Origin of the sequence: Nostoc sp. (assembly GCF_036917755.1) — a bacterium.
Lineage (GTDB): Bacteria > Cyanobacteriota > Cyanobacteriia > Cyanobacteriales > Nostocaceae > Nostoc.
Genome location: NZ_JBALFC010000153.1, coordinates 59,767 through 76,287, shown reverse-complemented (window position 1 = coordinate 76,287; position 16,521 = coordinate 59,767). Strand labels below are relative to the sequence as shown.

Genomic DNA, 16,521 nt, shown 5'->3' with positions numbered 1-16,521 from the left:
CTAGATCGAGAACTATCTGCCATCGGTCGATACTGTAGTTGTAAATAAAAAACTTGCTGCCAAAAAATTTTCTGACTGCTAGCTGATGTATTCAGCTTGGGATTATGATGCCCAAAATAGACGCTTATTAAGACATGGCAAAAATCTCGTTTCCAGCCAGAGGCTGGAAATGCTCTTCAATTGCGGCTCTGCCGCAAGTCTTGAGGCCGCAGCCCCCCATTATGCATTCCCAGTCTCCAACTGGGAACGAGACAATCTCTAAATGCTGCTTCTAGACTAACTTTCACGTTAAGTTGTCACCAATAGTCAGAGACTGGTAACGAGTCAAGCCTTATCAAGCAGGTTTTTAGGACTTGTGTGTACACTGTAGCCGTTTTGGGGAGAGGAATGGAAGCGGTTTTTCTAGTATACTTTACGACTTTTCAAACATCCTCTTAACAATTCTGTTCAAAATCTAGGGTTTTCCGTAGTGAAAGTTCTATAACAGTTTGCTCATATTATTTGCCTACATGAGATAATTTCCTATTAAATGAGTGTTTAACATCGAGAAAATTAGCTCAATATTTGTATGCAGCAACTATCAATCCATAGTGTGGAGTTACCAATTCATCTTAGTGCTAAAACAATTGCTCGACGTTTAAGTGTGACAGTTATGTGCCTCACCTTAGCAGGCATATTAAGTGGCTATTTCTGGCTCTCAGAGTTTCCCTTCCCAGCTACCAAATGGTTTTACGAACTATTTAGCCTAGATGGAGAATTGAATATTCCTTCCTGGTATTCCGTATTCTCTCTATTATTTTGTTCGGGATTACTTAAAGTAATTACCGCTATTAAGACGCAAGACCGCTATTTTTCTTACTGGAAAACTCTATCTTGGATATTTTTCTATTTGAGTTTGGATGAAGCATTTAGTTTTCACGAGATTTTGATTATTCCGTCAGTGCGACAATCGCTTCATCTCAATCCGATATTTTTCCAAACCTGGGTTATCCCTGGTGCTATTTTAGTGGGAGTTTTTGCATTTAAATATCTCAAATTTTTGCTCCATCTCCCTCAAAAGAGTCGGTATTTATTTCTGATTGCCGCAGTTGTTTATGTGGGTGGAGCCTTAGGTATGGAAATGGTGGGTGGAGTTTTGAGAGTAGATTTTGGGCGACGCACCCTAATAACGTTTATTGGCATATTTGTTGAAGAGTTTTTGGAAATGGTCGGAATTGTGATTTTTATTTATGCGCTGCTAGCTTACCTTAGCAGCTTGAAAGAAAGCATTCAACTGAAAATCTATATATCTGAAAAGTGATATGAAGTCTATGCTTTCCTAACAGGGTAAGCGCATTTGGACGCAGAGCGATAAAACCTTGTAGTTCGCCGTTAGCAAAGCTCCCTCTACTTCCCACTCACCACTCTATGCCCAATATCTCTCCGGTAATATATACTCTCAAACTGAATATATTTGATCGCTGCGTAGGCTTGGGCGATCGCTTGCTGAAAATTTTCTCCGATTCCAGTCACATTTAAGACTCGACCCCCATCTGTGACTAGTTCTTGTTGCTGGTTCAACTTCGTACCTGCATGAAATACAGTTGCTCCTGTTGCCTCTGCGTCGCCAATGCCAGTAATCACCTGACCTTTCTCATATTCTCCGGGATAACCGCCGGAAGCTGCAACGACGGTGGCAGATGCTCCCCCTTTCCAAGCAATGGGCGGCAATTCACTTAATCGCTGCTGTACACAAGCCAGAAGCAATTCTTCAAGAGGTGTTTCTAACAGTGGCAAAATCACCTGGGTTTCTGGATCGCCAAAGCGACAATTAAATTCCAAAACTTTTAAATCGCCATCGGGTGCAATCATTAATCCAGCATACAACACACCTCGGTAGTCAATGCCTTTAGCTCGTAAAGTGGCGATCGCTCTTTCTAATACTTCTGTTTGAATACGTGTCATCAAAGAAGGCGTAGCAATCGGTGCTGGGCTATATGCTCCCATCCCGCCAGTATTTTCCCCCGTATCGCCGTCACCAATCCGCTTATGATCTTGAGCTGGCAGCAAAGGTCGAATTGTTAACCCATCCGTCAAGGCTAAAACTGACACCTCTTGTCCAATTAAACATTCTTCAATGACGACAAATTCACCAGCACTGCCAAACTGTCCCTGAAAAATTGCATCAACGGCATTTTCTGCCTGTTCAACTGTTTCAGCTACCGTTACACCCTTACCAGCCGCCAAGCCATCAGCTTTGATAACAATTGGCGCTCCCTGAGATTTGACGTAAGATTTTGCTGCTGCTGCCTCCGTAAATACCGCAGCCCGTGCCGTCGGAATCCCTGCTTCTTGCATCAGAGCTTTTGCCCAAGCTTTACTCGCTTCAATTTGCGCTCCGGCTCTGATTGGGCCAAATACCATCAGTCCTTTGTCTTGGAGGTAATCTGTGATTCCCCTCGCCAAGGGGACTTCTGGCCCAACTATTACCAGAGTTATGCCATGTTCTAGAGCATATCGGCTCATGCCCTCAAAATCATCTACTGCTAGGGGCAAGTTCTGGCAACGTTCCATACTTGCTGTACCCCCATTCCCTGGTACACAGATAACTTGCTCAATTTGCTTAGATTGCAACAGTTTCCATGCCAGAGCGTGTTCGCGCCCCCCATTACCTACAACTAAAACTTTCACTAATTTCCTCGTGCGTCCCTATTATGCATATAGCAATCCTATCTGATTTGTGAAAATTCTCGGTGTCCAGAACTCCGACTTCTTAAAGAAGTCGGGGTTCTAACTTTTCACGAATGTTTTAGGATTGCTATATCCAACTTTAATTATTCCGCCCTGCTAACCTGTTTGAACTATTGAGTTTTAACTGTATTTATTCTTAAAATCAGATTTTATGAATTCATGAACTTATAATCTTTATTGTTAGCAATTACTAAATATACTTAATAATTTACTTTAAATATAACTAGGTTATTTTACTTATATTTTATGTTGAAAACGCTACAATAATGAATTTAAAAAAATCTTCAATTAGTAACAAAATATTGATTATAATTATTAACTTGTGATTTTAGAGATTAATCAGGATATAAAAAAATAGGCGACATGGCTAAAATTATCGTTACTGGAGCCGCCGGATTTATTGGTTCTCATCTTGCAGAAAGATTACTGCAACAAGGAGAAGAAGTGATCGGAATTGATGAATTCAATGATTACTACGATCCGATGTTAAAGCGTAAGAATATTATACACTTACATCGTTCACCTAGCTTTACATTAATTGAAGGAGATATTCAGTTTTTAGATTGGCAGAAACTCCTAAAAGATGTTGATATAGTTTACCATCAAGCGGCACAAGCAGGCGTTAGAGCAAGTTGGGGTAAAGCTTTTCGAGGTTACACAGAACGAAATGTTAATGCTACACAAGTTTTGCTAGAAGCAGCCAAAGATGCTAAACATCTGAAAAGGCTAGTATTTGCCTCTTCATCGAGTGTATATGGTGATGCAGAAACATTACCTACCCACGAGGCAATTTGTCCTCAACCAGTTTCTCCTTACGGGATTACGAAGCTAGCAGCAGAGTTTTTGTGTGAACTGTATTACAAAAACTTTGGCGTACCCTGTGTTACATTGCGCTATTTCACAGTTTATAGCCCCAAACAGCGCCCAGATATGGCATTTCATAAGTTTTTTAAATCGATTTTGCAGGATGAAGCGATTCCTATTTACGGCGATGGCCAGCAAACGCGGGAGTTTACGTTTGTTAGTGATATTATCGCTGCTAATTTAGCCGCCGCGATCGCACCCCAAGCAGTGGGAGAAATCTTTAACATCGGTGGTGGTAGCAGGGTAGTTTTAGCAGAAGTCTTGGATAGGATTGAAGAAATCGTTGGGAAATCAATCAAAAGAAACCACATAGAAAAGGCGATGGGAGATGCCCGCCACACTGCTGCTGATGTATCTAAAGCACAGAAAATTCTGGGATATCAGCCGCAAGTCTCCTTGAGAGAGGGTTTGACAGAGGAATGGAAGTGGGTAAAATCTTTGTATTCCCTATCCTCCTAATTTTCCTCATCCCCCTTATCTTCTTAATCTTCACTTTTGTTATAGCGGTTCTTGTTTACGTGAGGTACACCTGTGGTGGTTCTAGAGGCATAGGTAATTCTGGAGGTTCGGGTAAAGTAGTACCGTCATATAAAACTGCTGCTTTACCTTCACTCCTACCTGCATTAACGGCTTGTCTAGCTTCCTCCCATGATGGAAACGTAAGAAACAACCATTGCCCAGTTTTATCGTTAGCAATAGCTATAGTAGTTTCCCGTTCTTTCCAAACATTATCTGACATAGTGTGTGCTTTGTAGGTCATTTAATGACAGAGTGTTAGTTTTATCGTCCATACAGGTTAGGTTAATTCAATAAGCTTACATAAGATTAACCAGACGGGAGGTAACTTGTTAGCTAATACATATTTTTCAGCGTTAGCTATCCAAAAAGGAATAGCATAGTTTTCTAACAATTCATGATTTTAGTTGAAGGAAGAATATACTTATCTTCCATTAGTCGTTGATGAGTTAGAAAATATTGGAAATATTGATTACAATCTTTGATAATATTATTAATCGCTTGATTATTGTCACGTTTGATTGAGTCAATCCAGTTATTAAATTTCACATTATCAACAATTTTTTCTTGCCCGACATAAATCATACTTATGAAGTGCTGTTGAAATATATCTAATCTTTGTCCCCTATTTTCAATCAAGCTACTTGTTTCTGTACCATTACCATCGGCTGATACTCTCAGTTCACATTCTTCTACTTGTCTAGAACTAGTGGCATGAAAATGAGCAAAATAGGGTTCTCTAATATTACCCTTTCTTAAATAAACTTCTTGTTTGCAAATAGGACAAATTAAACCTTGTTTTGAGTAAGAAACAAAATCACAATCCTTTGCATAAACTCTTTTGCTACCTTTATATATTGAGATTGCATATTCCATATTCAATTGATCCTAGTGATACTCTCATTATTATGAGAATAACTGTTAATACTTAGGATATACCTGAGTAGAGTTACTGATTATACTTGTATCTGCCAACATATTTCTTTTAGTGGTTGTAACTTTCCCATTGTAAAGGTGACGTGGTAAACGTAGTCTGAGTCTTTCTTGAAATGATTCGACACCGACTGAACCTTTAGATGCTTTATATTCCACCTTAATTACCATATCCTTATTTGACTATGAAAAAACCTCTGCTCTATTTGTGTCATAGTCAATTCATAGTCAAAGTCAAGTTAAAAAATGTAAAAACCACCACTAGTTTTCTACGTTTACTAGTGGTGGTTTTGTTGAATCCTTGATATATCAAGGCTTTTTGCTATTTATTGTGATGCCAGGAACCGGACTTGAACCGGTGACACGAGGATTTTCAGTCCTCTGCTCTACCAACTGAGCTATCCCGGCTGGGGCTTTTGTGAGCCACGATTACTAAATGTAGCAAACATTAAAGAATATAGCAAGTCCTTAAAGAAAATAAAATATTTATGTAGCTTTTAACCTCAACTTTAACCAGATGAAAACGGCTACAAATAGCAGAAATTGGACAAGAACAATACTTGGGCCAGAAGCAAAGTTGAAAATACCTGAGACAATGATGCCAGCAATGCTGCTGATCGAACCAACTATCACCGACATGACTAGAAAGCGGCTAAAGTGGTGACTCATCAGTTTGGCGGTGGAGGCGGGAATAACCAAAAAGGCGTTCACCAGTAAAACGCCGACAGCTTTAATTGCGACAGCAACGGCGAGTGAAAGCAAGACCACAAAAACATAGCGGTACAATTGGACGGGAATACCTTGAACTTGCGCGACATCAGGGTTAAGGGTCAATAAAATTTGCTGCCGCAGGGTTGATAGTAAAAATATGCTACCTCCCACAAGTACTAACAGCGTCAAAATCAAATCTGTGGTATCGATCGCTAGAATATCGCCGAACAGCACCGCCATCAAGTTACCATGATATCCTTTAATCAGGCTCGTGAGAATTACACCGATCGCTAATGCCCCAGATAGCACTATACTAAGTACGCTATCGCTAGCTAAGTCGGTTTTGTCGATAAAATAGAGGACAATAACGCCAAAAACTAAGGTAAAAGGTAACAGCATCCAAGTAGGATTTATTTGTAGCAGCACGCCTAACGCCACACCTACTAATGCTGCATGACCAACCGCATGGCTGAAAAAGGATAACTGGCGCAAGGTGACAAAACTACCCAACATACCGCCAAGTATTCCCATTAATACAGCACCGACGATCGCACGCTGCATAAAGGGGAATTCTAACAACTTTACCAAGTCATTGCTATTGGCGATCGCAAGCCTTGCTATTTGACAATCATTGCAGAAATCTATAATTACTGGCATCTTTCATTCTTTAATTACGAATTACGAATTACGAATTACGAATTATTTTAATGTTGGTGCTGGTAGCGACTGAAACCTGGGCCATAGGTTGCTAACAGGTTTTGCGGTGAAAGGGCAATTTCCGGCTTACCAGTACAAACAATGCTTTGATTCAGGCAAAGCACGCGATCGCAATGGCGATTTACCATATCAATATCATGAGAAACTTGCAATACCGTCCAACCCTCTTCCCGCTTTAATTCATTTAGCAAAGCATAAAAATCTGCTGTACCTTGCACATCAACACCAGCAAAAGCTTCATCTAGTACCAACAGTTTCCGAGGCATTACCAAACAATAAGCCAATAAAACCCGCTTCAGTTGACCACCGCTAAGAGTACCAATAGCTTGATGCTGTAAATGATAAGCATCGGTTCGCCGTAAAGCTTCTACAACTGCTGCCGATTTTTCTCGGTCTTGTCTCCACAAGCCGGAGAAAAATGAATCCTTTCTTTTCCTTTCATTAGTCCATCCCAGCCCCACCAATTCGCTAACAGAAATGGGAAAGCTGCGGTCAAAAATAAAGTTTTGCGGCATATAGCCCAACAGGTGACGTAAACGCCCCAGCCTTGCAATTGGAAGACCCAATATTTCAATCGTACCAGCACTTCGAGGTATCAAATCTAAAACCGCTTTTACCAAAGTACTTTTACCAGCGCCATTGGGTCCGACAATGGCTGTATCTTTTCCTGGCAACAATTCAAAGGAAACGTCTTTAACAGCTAGATAGCTGCCTTGATAGACAGTTAATCCTTCTACTTTCAAAATATTATTAGTCATTAGTCATTGGTTATTGGTTATTGGTCATTAGTCATTTTTCATTGGTCATTTGCAAAGGACAAGTGACAAATGACAAACCTATTTACACGCCGTTTCAAAAGTTTGCAAGTTAGCTTTCATCGCCTGAAAATAATGTTGCGGATCTGTTTCGCCAGTTTCCAGAGAATCCAGAGGACGCAAAGTTAATTTCAAGTCTTTGGAGAGGCTGACCAGCAGTTTATTATCTACTCCTGGTTCACTAAATAAAGCTTTAACTTTGTATTTTTTCACAGCGTTGACTGCATTTTGCACATCGGTTGGTGAAAGTTGATCTTCGGGAATTTGCACCACAGCAACTTGCTTGAGGTTATAGCGTTTAGCTAAATATGGAAACGCATCATGAAAAGTAATAAAGGTGCAGCTAGGAGTTTTCTGCAAAGTCTGCTGAAATTCGCTGTTTAAACTTTCTAATTCTTGAATATAAGCCGCAGCATTGGCCTCATAAGTAGCTTTGTTCGCGGGGTCAGCAGCAATTAATCCATTCCGAATATTAGTTACCTGCTGTTTCGCCAAAACTGGATCTAACCAAACGTGAGGATTGCCTTGGGCGTGTTCGTGGTCTTTTTCCTCTTGCGTCGTTTTCACAACAGGTGAAATTTCATTTAAGGGTTTAATGCCTTTACTGGCATCAATTTCAGCTAATTTGGGATTTTGGGCATTTTTGACAGTATTTTCCAGAAATACCTCCAAACCTAACCCATTTTTTACTAACACATTTGCAATGGCGATCGCTTTGACATTTTCTGGTGTCGCTTGGTATTCATGTACCTCCGTACCAGGTGGCACTAGAATTTCTACATCTGCGACATTTCCAGCCACTGCCTTAGTAAACAAATATATCGGCAAAAATGTCGTCACTACTTTAGTTTTTCCCGACTGCGCCCGTGGGGTAGATGCAGCTTCCTGTGCTTGTGGCGACTGTTCGGAAGTTTTTCCCTGATTCGGATTCGATTGACTACAGCCAGTAGCCATTGACAACATTAGCAGAGCAATTATGGGCAAGATGCCGCTTCTTTGCCTGTCTATTCTAAGTCCTCTGCAATTCACAATCACGGTGTTTTCTCCTCAAAGCGGATGCTTGCTTGCTCTGCTTCTGTCACAATTTCTATTCTGCATTTTATACTATAATAATTCTCATTCTCATTCTAGACAGATAATATCATTCTGGGTTTCCTGTGTAATGAGTAACAACAAAACTTTTTCAGGTGGTACAGCCCTCTGCAATTTAGTTTTCCCTGAATAATTAGGATTTCTTGACTTTTTTGTGAAAAAGTTTCCTAACTTCTGATAAGATTACTGACAAAGATTCTTAGAAAGCCCACGTTTTTTTAAACGTGGTTTGGGTGTGAATTGGAGATCAGTGTGAGGAGAAAAATGCAAAAATTCTGTAAATATCTGCTATTTAGTCCAGCAATCTGCGGTGTAATGCTATTTGTGAATACTGCTGCATTTGCAGGTGAAACATCCAGCACGTCTGAAATCAATCAACCGCAAGTTTTAGCTAATCCAGACACAAAAGCTACGAACTTAGCGCCAGTTCAGACAATAGGGCAAGTTACCTCTGTGTCTCAATTTTCCGACGTACAACCCACCGACTGGGCATTCCAAGCATTGCAATCCTTAGTTGAGCGCTATGGCTGTATTGCAGGATACCCAAATAGCACTTATCGTGGTAATCGGGCATTAACGCGATATGAGTTTGCTGCTGGTTTGAATGCTTGTCTTGATCGGGTTAACGAACTAATTGCTACAGCCACTGGCGATTTAGTTAAAAAAGAAGATTTAGCCACATTACAAAAGCTGCAAGAAGACTTTTCAGCAGAACTGGCGACACTCCGAGGTCGTGTAGATTCAGTAGAAGTACGTACTGCTGAATTGGAGGCGAATCGGTTTTCAACCACAACCAAACTGAATGGGGAAGTGGTAATGGCGATCGCCAGTGTCATAAGTGGAAATACAGTTAATGGTCAGAAAGTCAACCAAAATACTGTCCTTGCAGATCGGGTGCGTCTGAACCTTGATACCAGTTTCACAGGTCAAGATTTACTCAGAACGCGACTTCAGGCAACAAACCTAGATCCCTTCTCTCAGACTGCTACCTTTACACCAGAAGGTGATCTCCGATTTGCTGGTGGTAACAACAATAATGGAGTTGTGATAGACGCGCTGTTATATCAATTCCCTCTCGGTAAGAAAACAGGCATCACCCTGGAAGCAAATGCAGGTGCAATTGATGATTTCACCAACACAGTCAACCCGTACCTAGATGGGGACGGTGGTACTGGTGCCCTTTCCCATTTTGGGACTCGCAACCCAATTTATTATCTAGTCAATGGTACTGGTATAGGAATAAAACACGAGTTCAGTGATAACCTCGAACTAAGCTTGGGGTATTTAGCGAATGATGCTGCTAACCCTCAGCTAGGCTCTGGACTGTTCAACGGTGCTTATGGTGCAATGGCGCAGTTAACTGTTAAGCCTAGCAACCAAATTACCCTTGGTTTGACCTACATTAACGCCTACAAAAATACTTTTTTTGCCAATGGTAGTGGTGGTAGCAATAACGCTAATGACAACATATTGCAGAATGCTTCTAGTAACTCCTACGGTATAGAAGCATCCTTTCAACCTAGCTCAAAATTCCTGATTGGCGGTTGGGCTGGCTTAACTAAAGCTCGCGTCCTTTCAGTTACTCCTGGTGATGCTGACATCTGGAACTATGCCGTTACACTGGCTTTCCCGGATCTTGGTAAAAAAGGTAACATTGCAGGCATTATTGTGGGTATGGAACCGAAAGTTACTAGTGTGAGCAGTTCTCTCAGCAATGCAGGTATCAACAAAGATCCAGACACTTCATATCACATTGAAGGTTTCTATCAATATCAACTGAGTGACAATATCAGCATTACCCCAGGAGTTATCTGGATAACAGCGCCAGATCATAACAATCAAAACGATGATATCGTGATTGGTACAGTGAGAACCACATTCACTTTCTAATTTTTAAAATCTTGCCTGAAGACGCAAATTTATCGAAACAGAATTCAGGAGTCAAGAGTCAGAATACAGGAAAGGTATTCTGTATGACTGGCGGATGAATAATCGGCGTTTTTGCACCCCCACCAAATTTTAAATTTGGTGGTGCAACAATTCAGTCGCGGATCTGAATCGCCGACTGATTGATTCTGACGCCAAGCCGAGGAGCGTCTCCGGCTCCGCTCCTGAATTCTGACTTCTGAATTCTTCTTCAATCAGGAGCATCTCACCTTTGCAAATATACTTGGCGATTAGAAATCGCGGCTACACAAACGAAGTCCACCTGCGCGGACTCTAAGAATTTTAAACCCACGGAGGTGGGTTTTATCTGTATAGCCGCGAATTTTATTCGCCAGGGCTAGGAGTATTTTTACAAAAGTGATCTGCTCCCTATTTATTCTTTGCGTCTTCGCTTTTATGTGTGATTTCAAAAAGAAAAACCCAGCATTTTTTGCTGGGTTTTATATCTTAAAACGAGAACGAGATTGTTATTTTTTCAGACGGGGTAAATAGATTATTTTAAACTAACTTTGATTTCCGTTTGATAAATGACCCCGCACTCACAGCACCAAAGGCTAGTAAACCCAACATAGAAGTAGGTTCGGGGACACTAGCTAGTCTATAGGTATGGTTATCACTTTCAAATGCAATATCGCTAGAACTTAGAACTATCTTGTTAAAAGTCTGTCCCGGATCTGCGAGGAAATTAACGAAAACATTGTCCTGAGGACTAGTCTGATTACCGCTAGCAGTAGTTCCAGGAACTTGGCTGCCAGTAAAAGTATTCAACAGAGTATTGCCGTTAAAAAATGCGATCGAATTATATTTGTCAACTGAACCCCACTGCAAGCCAAAGTAATCAAGTGCTTGAGCAAAATCAATCGTCACAGAACCAGTGTTACCTGCAACGTTGGAGGTTGTGGGAGAAATAGTTAAATACTTGCTTGTATCACCAGCCGGTGCAGCATATTGATTAGATTGAGTCCCTTGAACTACACCGGGAGTACCAACAGGAGAAGAGTATTTAGCAAATCCAGTGGTCGGTGCGCCACTTTCAAAAGTAACTGTAGTGGTTCCAGCAACAGTAGAGAATATCCCATTCGCAGTAGGAGTTGTGCTTCCCGTAGTCAGGCTAACAGCGCCAGCTGGGTTAGCACTCATGAAAACAACTGCTGTTCCAACTAAAGCTAATGATAGTTTTTGCAGAGTAGACATTGATTTATTTCCTTAAGCATTTGATACCCATACCTTCGCATATCATCTGAGTATTTGTGTAGTCATCAGCAATCATTTTTACCAAAACAATTTATTGACTCAATGAATCTGAAGATAGGAAAAAGCTGCTTAAAATAAGGGGTATGAAGAAAATTATGTCCAAACAAATCTATGTGTATATACTTAGGTTAATATGAAGATTGTACAATTTTAAATTATGTTGAAGTGTAGAGTTGGCTCCTGTGCAGTCAATCTTTCTTATGTACGTTAAGATACATAATTCCTGTCTATACTTACTATTTTTTTAGCTTGTTGTCCAATTCAACAATCAGGTTTGCACACCAAATTCTTCTGGATCAACATCCCAATTTATCCAGCGAATTGCTTCACGCGCTGATTTCATTTCAGGTGGAACTCGCAAGGCATGAATAAAGCTTGTGCTAGGGCAAGTCATTTTTAATAAATAAATCGGCTCGATATCCACATTATTATCAATTTTTAATAGTGTATATTCTTGCCAATTATCTAATTCAATAGCTTGTAATTCTTCGCAAATTCTGGCGTAACCGATACCCTCAATTAGTACTCGCCGTAGTTCGGCATTTTCCTCTGATAAAAACCATTCAGCTTGCCATTGTTCAGGGTGGATTTTACCGTACTTTTCAGGCAAGGTTACATCGTGATAGAAGTAAAGGCTAAATCCATTCCATCGGTATACTCTATTGCGGGTTCACCTTCAGCGTGGAGGCGATTTTGATTGTCTAAGCGCAGATGAAGAGGGCGATCGCATACTATACAAATATTTTTATAAGGTAAAACCCTACCACAATATTTGAATAAAGATTCAAGTGCTTGCCATATTTCTTGATTGTAAGGAAAGCTGAAAACGGAAAAATCAAAGTCATAACAAATAAAGAAGCAACGAATCCATTCTATAGGTTGAATGAAGTCAGGCAGTGATTCCCATTCATCAGGATCACCCCCCATATAACCTGGGGTCATGTAAAGACTGAAAATTTATTTTTCCAACTCATCCCATTCGTTTCCAAGTTTGCTGTCCAGTTCGCGGCTGAATTGTGTATAAAAATCATGTTGATTCTCAAAGTCTTGCCGCAAATCACATATTTCATCGATTAGTGTAAGTAGGTAGGCACAATTAAAGCGAACTACGTAAACTTATGTAAAGCACCAGAAATGCTTTGAATATAAGCTTTTAAGCGATTTACATTTATTAATCTAGTTGTATTTTTTAGCGCCCACCTACTTATAGCCAGACGGTATATCTAATTGATTCACATATTTTATTGCCCCATAAAGACTATCTACAAAAATAATTTCAGGATCTTCTTCGCGCATAGCTGCATAGACAAATTTGACCGCTTTCGCAGCTTTTTCACGATCGATTCGCTCAGTTGAAAGCGCGATCGCTCTCCACTTTTCTCGATAAACTGGAATCAAAGCCTCTTGCTCAGGCGTTAACTTCTCAATCAGCGACATAGCGCCAACCTTCAGGCTCGTATTCCCGTTGAATTTTCACTATCCAGTCACCTTGGGGAATAGAAATAGCTTTATGCTCCTCATGAGCTAGCAATGCCGTCTCTGAAAACACACGTAAAGAAAGTGTGCTATCTTTTTCGTATAATTCTGCCTTTCCCTCAGTAATACGATGTTTATGAGCCGTAACTTCGCCTTCTGCCAAAGTTAAATGAGGTATTTTTTGTCCTTCAACCTGCTGCACAGGTAGTAAGATTACATCACCTTGACGAATTGCTTGCATAGTTTTGCCTCAAGCGGATAGGTATAAACCCCACTCCGCTTTTAATCTGAAGTTTGGTTTAATTTTGGCACAAGCTCTATTAGAGTGGGGCATTGGGCATTGGGCATAGATCAATTCAATAGTTATTCTTCCGTTGCTCCCCCTGCTTTCTCATCTCTCATTCCCCATGCCCCATGCCCCATGCCCCATGCCCAATTCCCCAATTAAAGGATATTTTGAAAACTTTACTCGCCAATTATGCGTTAGATAAGTTAAAGATTGAAATAGCTGGAAATTCACACCCAGCGTTTCCCTACCCTATCCTTTAGGAAGGACTGCACCCGAAGTTAAGCGGATTTTCGCCCTAACGGGCAGTTTGTGTGAGGATTAAATCACCGCCCTAAGCGTGACCTTTTATCTTGACAATTTGCAAAAATTAACTCAATTTGACTGTTTAGCTTAGTAGCTATTCTTTTTTTTGAAATTTCCATGTCAACTCTCGTCATCGTCGAATCTCCAACCAAAGCTCGTACCATTCGCAACTACTTGCCATCAGGCTATCGGGTAGAGGCGTCTATGGGTCATGTGCGTGACCTACCTCAGTCGGCTAGTGAAATTCCTGCTGCCGTCAAGGGGGAAACATGGGCGCAGCTAGGGGTAAATGTGGACGCCGACTTTGAACCGGTATATGTTGTCCCGAAAGACAAAAAGAAAATTGTCACTCAGCTCAAAGAAGCCCTCAAAGACGTAGATGAACTGATTCTGGCAACGGACGAAGACCGGGAAGGTGAAAGCATTAGTTGGCATTTATACCAATTGCTGAAGCCAAAAGTTCCGACTAAGCGGATGGTGTTTCACGAAATTACCGAAGAGGCTATCAAAAAAGCGTTGAAAAACTGCCGCAATATTGATGAGCAGTTGGTTCGCGCCCAAGAAACGCGGCGGATTTTAGATCGACTCGTGGGTTATACTCTGTCTCCCCTGCTATGGAAAAAAATCGCCTGGGGATTATCTGCTGGGCGAGTGCAATCTGTAGCCGTGCGACTTTTAGTTACTAGGGAACGCCAACGCCGCGCTTTCCATGAGGGTACTTACTGGGATTTGAAAGCCAGTTTGTCAAAGGAAAAAACCCCCTTTGCTGCCCAGTTGGTAACATTGGGAGGAGCCAAAATCGCTAACGGCAGCGATTTTGACGCAGCGACTGGACAAATTACCGCCGGTCGCAATGTCTTGTTGCTCAACGAAGACCAAGCGATAGCGCTCAAGGAACGCCTAACTGGTAAAACTTGGAGTGTTAACGACATCGAAGAACGCCCGGTGACGCGCAAACCGTCGCCACCGTTTACCACCTCGACGTTGCAACAAGAATCTAACCGGAAACTGCGCCTCTCAGCCCGTGACACAATGCGGGTTGCTCAAAATTTGTACGAGCAGGGGTATATTACCTATATGCGGACAGATTCGGTGCATTTGTCAGATCAGGCGATCGCAGCTGCTCGAAGTTGTGTAGAAAAGCTCTATGGTCAACAATACCTCAGTCCCCAACCTCGACAATACACCACCAAATCCAAAGGCGCACAAGAGGCACACGAAGCAATTCGTCCAGCAGGTAGCAGCTTCCGCACCCCCCAAGAAACTGCTTTGGGCGGTCGGGAACTTGCCGTTTACGATTTGATTTGGAAGCGTACTGTCGCTTGTCAAATGGCTGATTCCCGCCAAACTCAAATTAGCGTGCAATTGCAAGTCGAGGACGCTGGATTTCGTTCTTCTGGCAAACGGATTGAATTTCCCGGATATTTACGTGCCTACGTCGAAGGCTCAGATGACCCGGAAGCAGCACTGGAAGACCAGGAAGTAATTTTGCCGAATCTGAAAGTGGGCGATCATCCGAACTGTACAGAACTGGAAGCAGTTGGACACGAAACCCAACCGCCAGCTAGGTATACCGAAGCGACTTTGGTGAAAACCTTAGAAAGCGAAGGTATTGGTCGTCCTAGTACCTACGCCAGCATCATTGGCACGATCATCGACAAGGGTTATGCCCATTTGGTTACAAACGCTCTCATTCCCACCTTCACCGCTTTCGCCGTCACCGACTTGCTGGAAAAACATTTTCCAGATATCGTTGATCCCAGTTTTACCTCGAAGATGGAGCAAACCCTCGATGACATTGCCACAGGTGAAGTGAAATGGCTACCCTACTTGCGGGAATTCTATTTGGGAGAGAAAGGGCTGGAAACCCTAGTAAAAGAACAGGAAAGTCAAATTGATGCTACCAAAGCTAGGACTGTAGTACTAGAGAATCTCGATGCCAAAGTCCGCATTGGTAAATATGGCCCTTATATTGAAGTCGAAAATGGTAACGGAGTTGTCACCGCCTCAATTCCCAAAGACCTGACACCAGCTGACCTCGACCCCAAACAGGTAGAAGTATTGCTGCGACAAAAAACCATCGGCCCTGACCAGGTTGGTCGGCATCCCGAAACTGGCGAACCGATTTATGTGAAAATTGGGGCTTATGGGCCCTATGTCCAATTGGGTGACAAAACCGACGAAAACCCCAAACCGAAACAAGCCTCCCTACTCAAAGGAGTCACCCCGGAAACCGTGACCCTGGAAATGGCTGTTGGTCTGTTGGCACTACCCCGGACATTGGGAGTTCATCCAGTCACTGGCGGCAAAATCCAAGCAAGTTTGGGGCGCTTTGGCCCTTATGTGGTTCATGACCAGGGTAAGGAGGGGAAAGACTACCGCTCCCTAAAAGTTGCTGATAATGTATTGACAATTCCCCTAGAACGTGCATTAGAATTGTTGTCCGAACCAAAAAAGGGACGCACTTCTACCAACAGCAAGTCAAAGGCAGCCTTACGCGAATTGGGTACACATCCAGAGGACGGCGAAACAATCAACATTTACGATGGTCCCTATGGCCCTTACATTAAGCATGGCAAAACTAATGTGAGTATCCCAGAAGGTGAATCGGTAGAAGATGTAACGCTGAGTGCGGCGCTGAACTTGTTAGCAGCTAAGGCATCGACAGCGAAATCGACTCGCAAAACGACTAAATCAACGAGTTCCAAATCTAAGTCAACTGCTAAGTCATCAACAACTGCTGCGAAAAAAAAAGCCCCAGAAGGTTAATTGCAAGTCAAACAATTTTGGATTTTAGATTTTAGATTTTAGATTTATTTCGCCTACCCTTCTCTACGAGACGCTCTGCATAGCTTGCTTCCCCGTAGGGGTACG

At 41.9% G+C, this 16,521-nt stretch carries 14 protein-coding genes, 1 tRNA gene and 1 pseudogene; 5 read left to right on the top strand and 11 right to left on the bottom strand.

What is annotated here, in order from left to right; all coding sequences use genetic code 11:
• Positions 1 to 568: 568 nt before the first annotated feature.
• Positions 569 to 1,300: a hypothetical protein gene (locus V7L05_RS32210; protein ID WP_335170339.1), complete on the top strand. Its 732-nt coding sequence runs from the start codon at positions 569 to 571 to the stop codon at positions 1,298 to 1,300.
• Between the two features lie 86 nt (positions 1,301 to 1,386).
• On the opposite strand, the gene purD is transcribed toward V7L05_RS32210, so the two are convergent.
• Complete coding sequence (gene purD / locus V7L05_RS32205; RefSeq protein ID WP_335170338.1) at positions 1,387 to 2,670, bottom strand: phosphoribosylamine--glycine ligase; 1,284 nt, start codon at positions 2,668 to 2,670, stop codon at positions 1,387 to 1,389.
• 423 nt (positions 2,671 to 3,093) lie between these two features.
• Between purD and V7L05_RS32200 the strand changes: the two genes are divergently transcribed.
• Positions 3,094 to 4,053: an NAD-dependent epimerase/dehydratase family protein gene (locus tag V7L05_RS32200; RefSeq protein ID WP_335170337.1), complete on the top strand. Its 960-nt coding sequence runs from the start codon at positions 3,094 to 3,096 to the stop codon at positions 4,051 to 4,053.
• A gap of 55 nt (positions 4,054 to 4,108) precedes the next feature.
• Here V7L05_RS32200 and V7L05_RS32195 read toward each other — a convergent pair whose 3' ends face one another.
• From V7L05_RS32195 to V7L05_RS32170, 6 genes are all read right to left on the bottom strand, one after another.
• Positions 4,109 to 4,333, bottom strand: a complete 225-nt coding sequence (locus V7L05_RS32195) for a hypothetical protein (RefSeq protein ID WP_335170335.1) — start codon at positions 4,331 to 4,333, stop codon at positions 4,109 to 4,111.
• Positions 4,334 to 4,497: 164 nt separating this feature from the next.
• Entirely contained in the window at positions 4,498 to 4,986 is a 489-nt protein-coding gene (locus tag V7L05_RS32190; RefSeq protein WP_335170333.1) for a competence protein CoiA family protein, read from the bottom strand.
• A gap of 392 nt (positions 4,987 to 5,378) precedes the next feature.
• Positions 5,379 to 5,451, bottom strand: a tRNA-Phe gene (locus V7L05_RS32185).
• Positions 5,452 to 5,529: 78 nt separating this feature from the next.
• A complete protein-coding gene (locus V7L05_RS32180; RefSeq protein ID WP_335170332.1) occupies positions 5,530 to 6,411 on the bottom strand; it encodes a metal ABC transporter permease in 882 nt (293 codons plus the stop codon).
• 47 nt (positions 6,412 to 6,458) lie between these two features.
• The gene (locus V7L05_RS32175; RefSeq protein WP_335170331.1) at positions 6,459 to 7,229 is read right to left on the bottom strand and encodes a metal ABC transporter ATP-binding protein; all 771 of its coding nucleotides are present in this window, start codon (positions 7,227 to 7,229) and stop codon (positions 6,459 to 6,461) included.
• Positions 7,230 to 7,307: 78 nt separating this feature from the next.
• Positions 7,308 to 8,249, bottom strand: coding sequence for a metal ABC transporter substrate-binding protein (locus V7L05_RS32170; RefSeq protein WP_335170363.1), 942 nt, complete (start codon positions 8,247 to 8,249; stop codon positions 7,308 to 7,310).
• A 393-nt stretch (positions 8,250 to 8,642) separates the two neighbouring features.
• Between V7L05_RS32170 and V7L05_RS32165 the strand changes: the two genes are divergently transcribed.
• Positions 8,643 to 10,268: an iron uptake porin gene (locus tag V7L05_RS32165; protein ID WP_335170329.1), complete on the top strand. Its 1,626-nt coding sequence runs from the start codon at positions 8,643 to 8,645 to the stop codon at positions 10,266 to 10,268.
• 555 nt (positions 10,269 to 10,823) lie between these two features.
• Here the strand turns inward: V7L05_RS32165 and V7L05_RS32160 are convergent.
• From V7L05_RS32160 to V7L05_RS32140, 4 genes and pseudogenes are all read right to left on the bottom strand, one after another.
• Positions 10,824 to 11,519: an Npun_F0296 family exosortase-dependent surface protein gene (locus tag V7L05_RS32160; protein WP_335170327.1), complete on the bottom strand. Its 696-nt coding sequence runs from the start codon at positions 11,517 to 11,519 to the stop codon at positions 10,824 to 10,826.
• 328 nt (positions 11,520 to 11,847) lie between these two features.
• Positions 11,848 to 12,422 (bottom strand): annotated as a pseudogene (locus V7L05_RS34930) (DUF6745 domain-containing protein); the annotation flags it as partial.
• 357 nt (positions 12,423 to 12,779) lie between these two features.
• Entirely contained in the window at positions 12,780 to 13,016 is a 237-nt protein-coding gene (locus tag V7L05_RS32145; RefSeq protein ID WP_335170322.1) for a hypothetical protein, read from the bottom strand.
• Positions 13,003 to 13,296, bottom strand: a complete 294-nt coding sequence (locus tag V7L05_RS32140) for a hypothetical protein (protein WP_335170321.1) — start codon at positions 13,294 to 13,296, stop codon at positions 13,003 to 13,005. Before V7L05_RS32140 ends, V7L05_RS32145 begins: the two co-directional genes overlap by 14 nt.
• Positions 13,297 to 13,380: 84 nt before the next feature.
• Between V7L05_RS32140 and V7L05_RS32135 the strand changes: the two genes are divergently transcribed.
• Together V7L05_RS32135 and topA are read left to right on the top strand one after the other, a co-directional pair.
• A complete protein-coding gene (locus V7L05_RS32135) occupies positions 13,381 to 13,503 on the top strand; it encodes a hypothetical protein (RefSeq protein WP_335170319.1) in 123 nt (40 codons plus the stop codon).
• A 261-nt stretch (positions 13,504 to 13,764) separates the two neighbouring features.
• On the top strand, positions 13,765 to 16,416 hold the full coding sequence (gene topA, locus V7L05_RS32130) for a type I DNA topoisomerase (protein ID WP_335170317.1): 2,652 nt from the start codon (positions 13,765 to 13,767) through the stop codon (positions 16,414 to 16,416).
• The last annotated feature ends 105 nt before the right edge of the window (positions 16,417 to 16,521 follow it).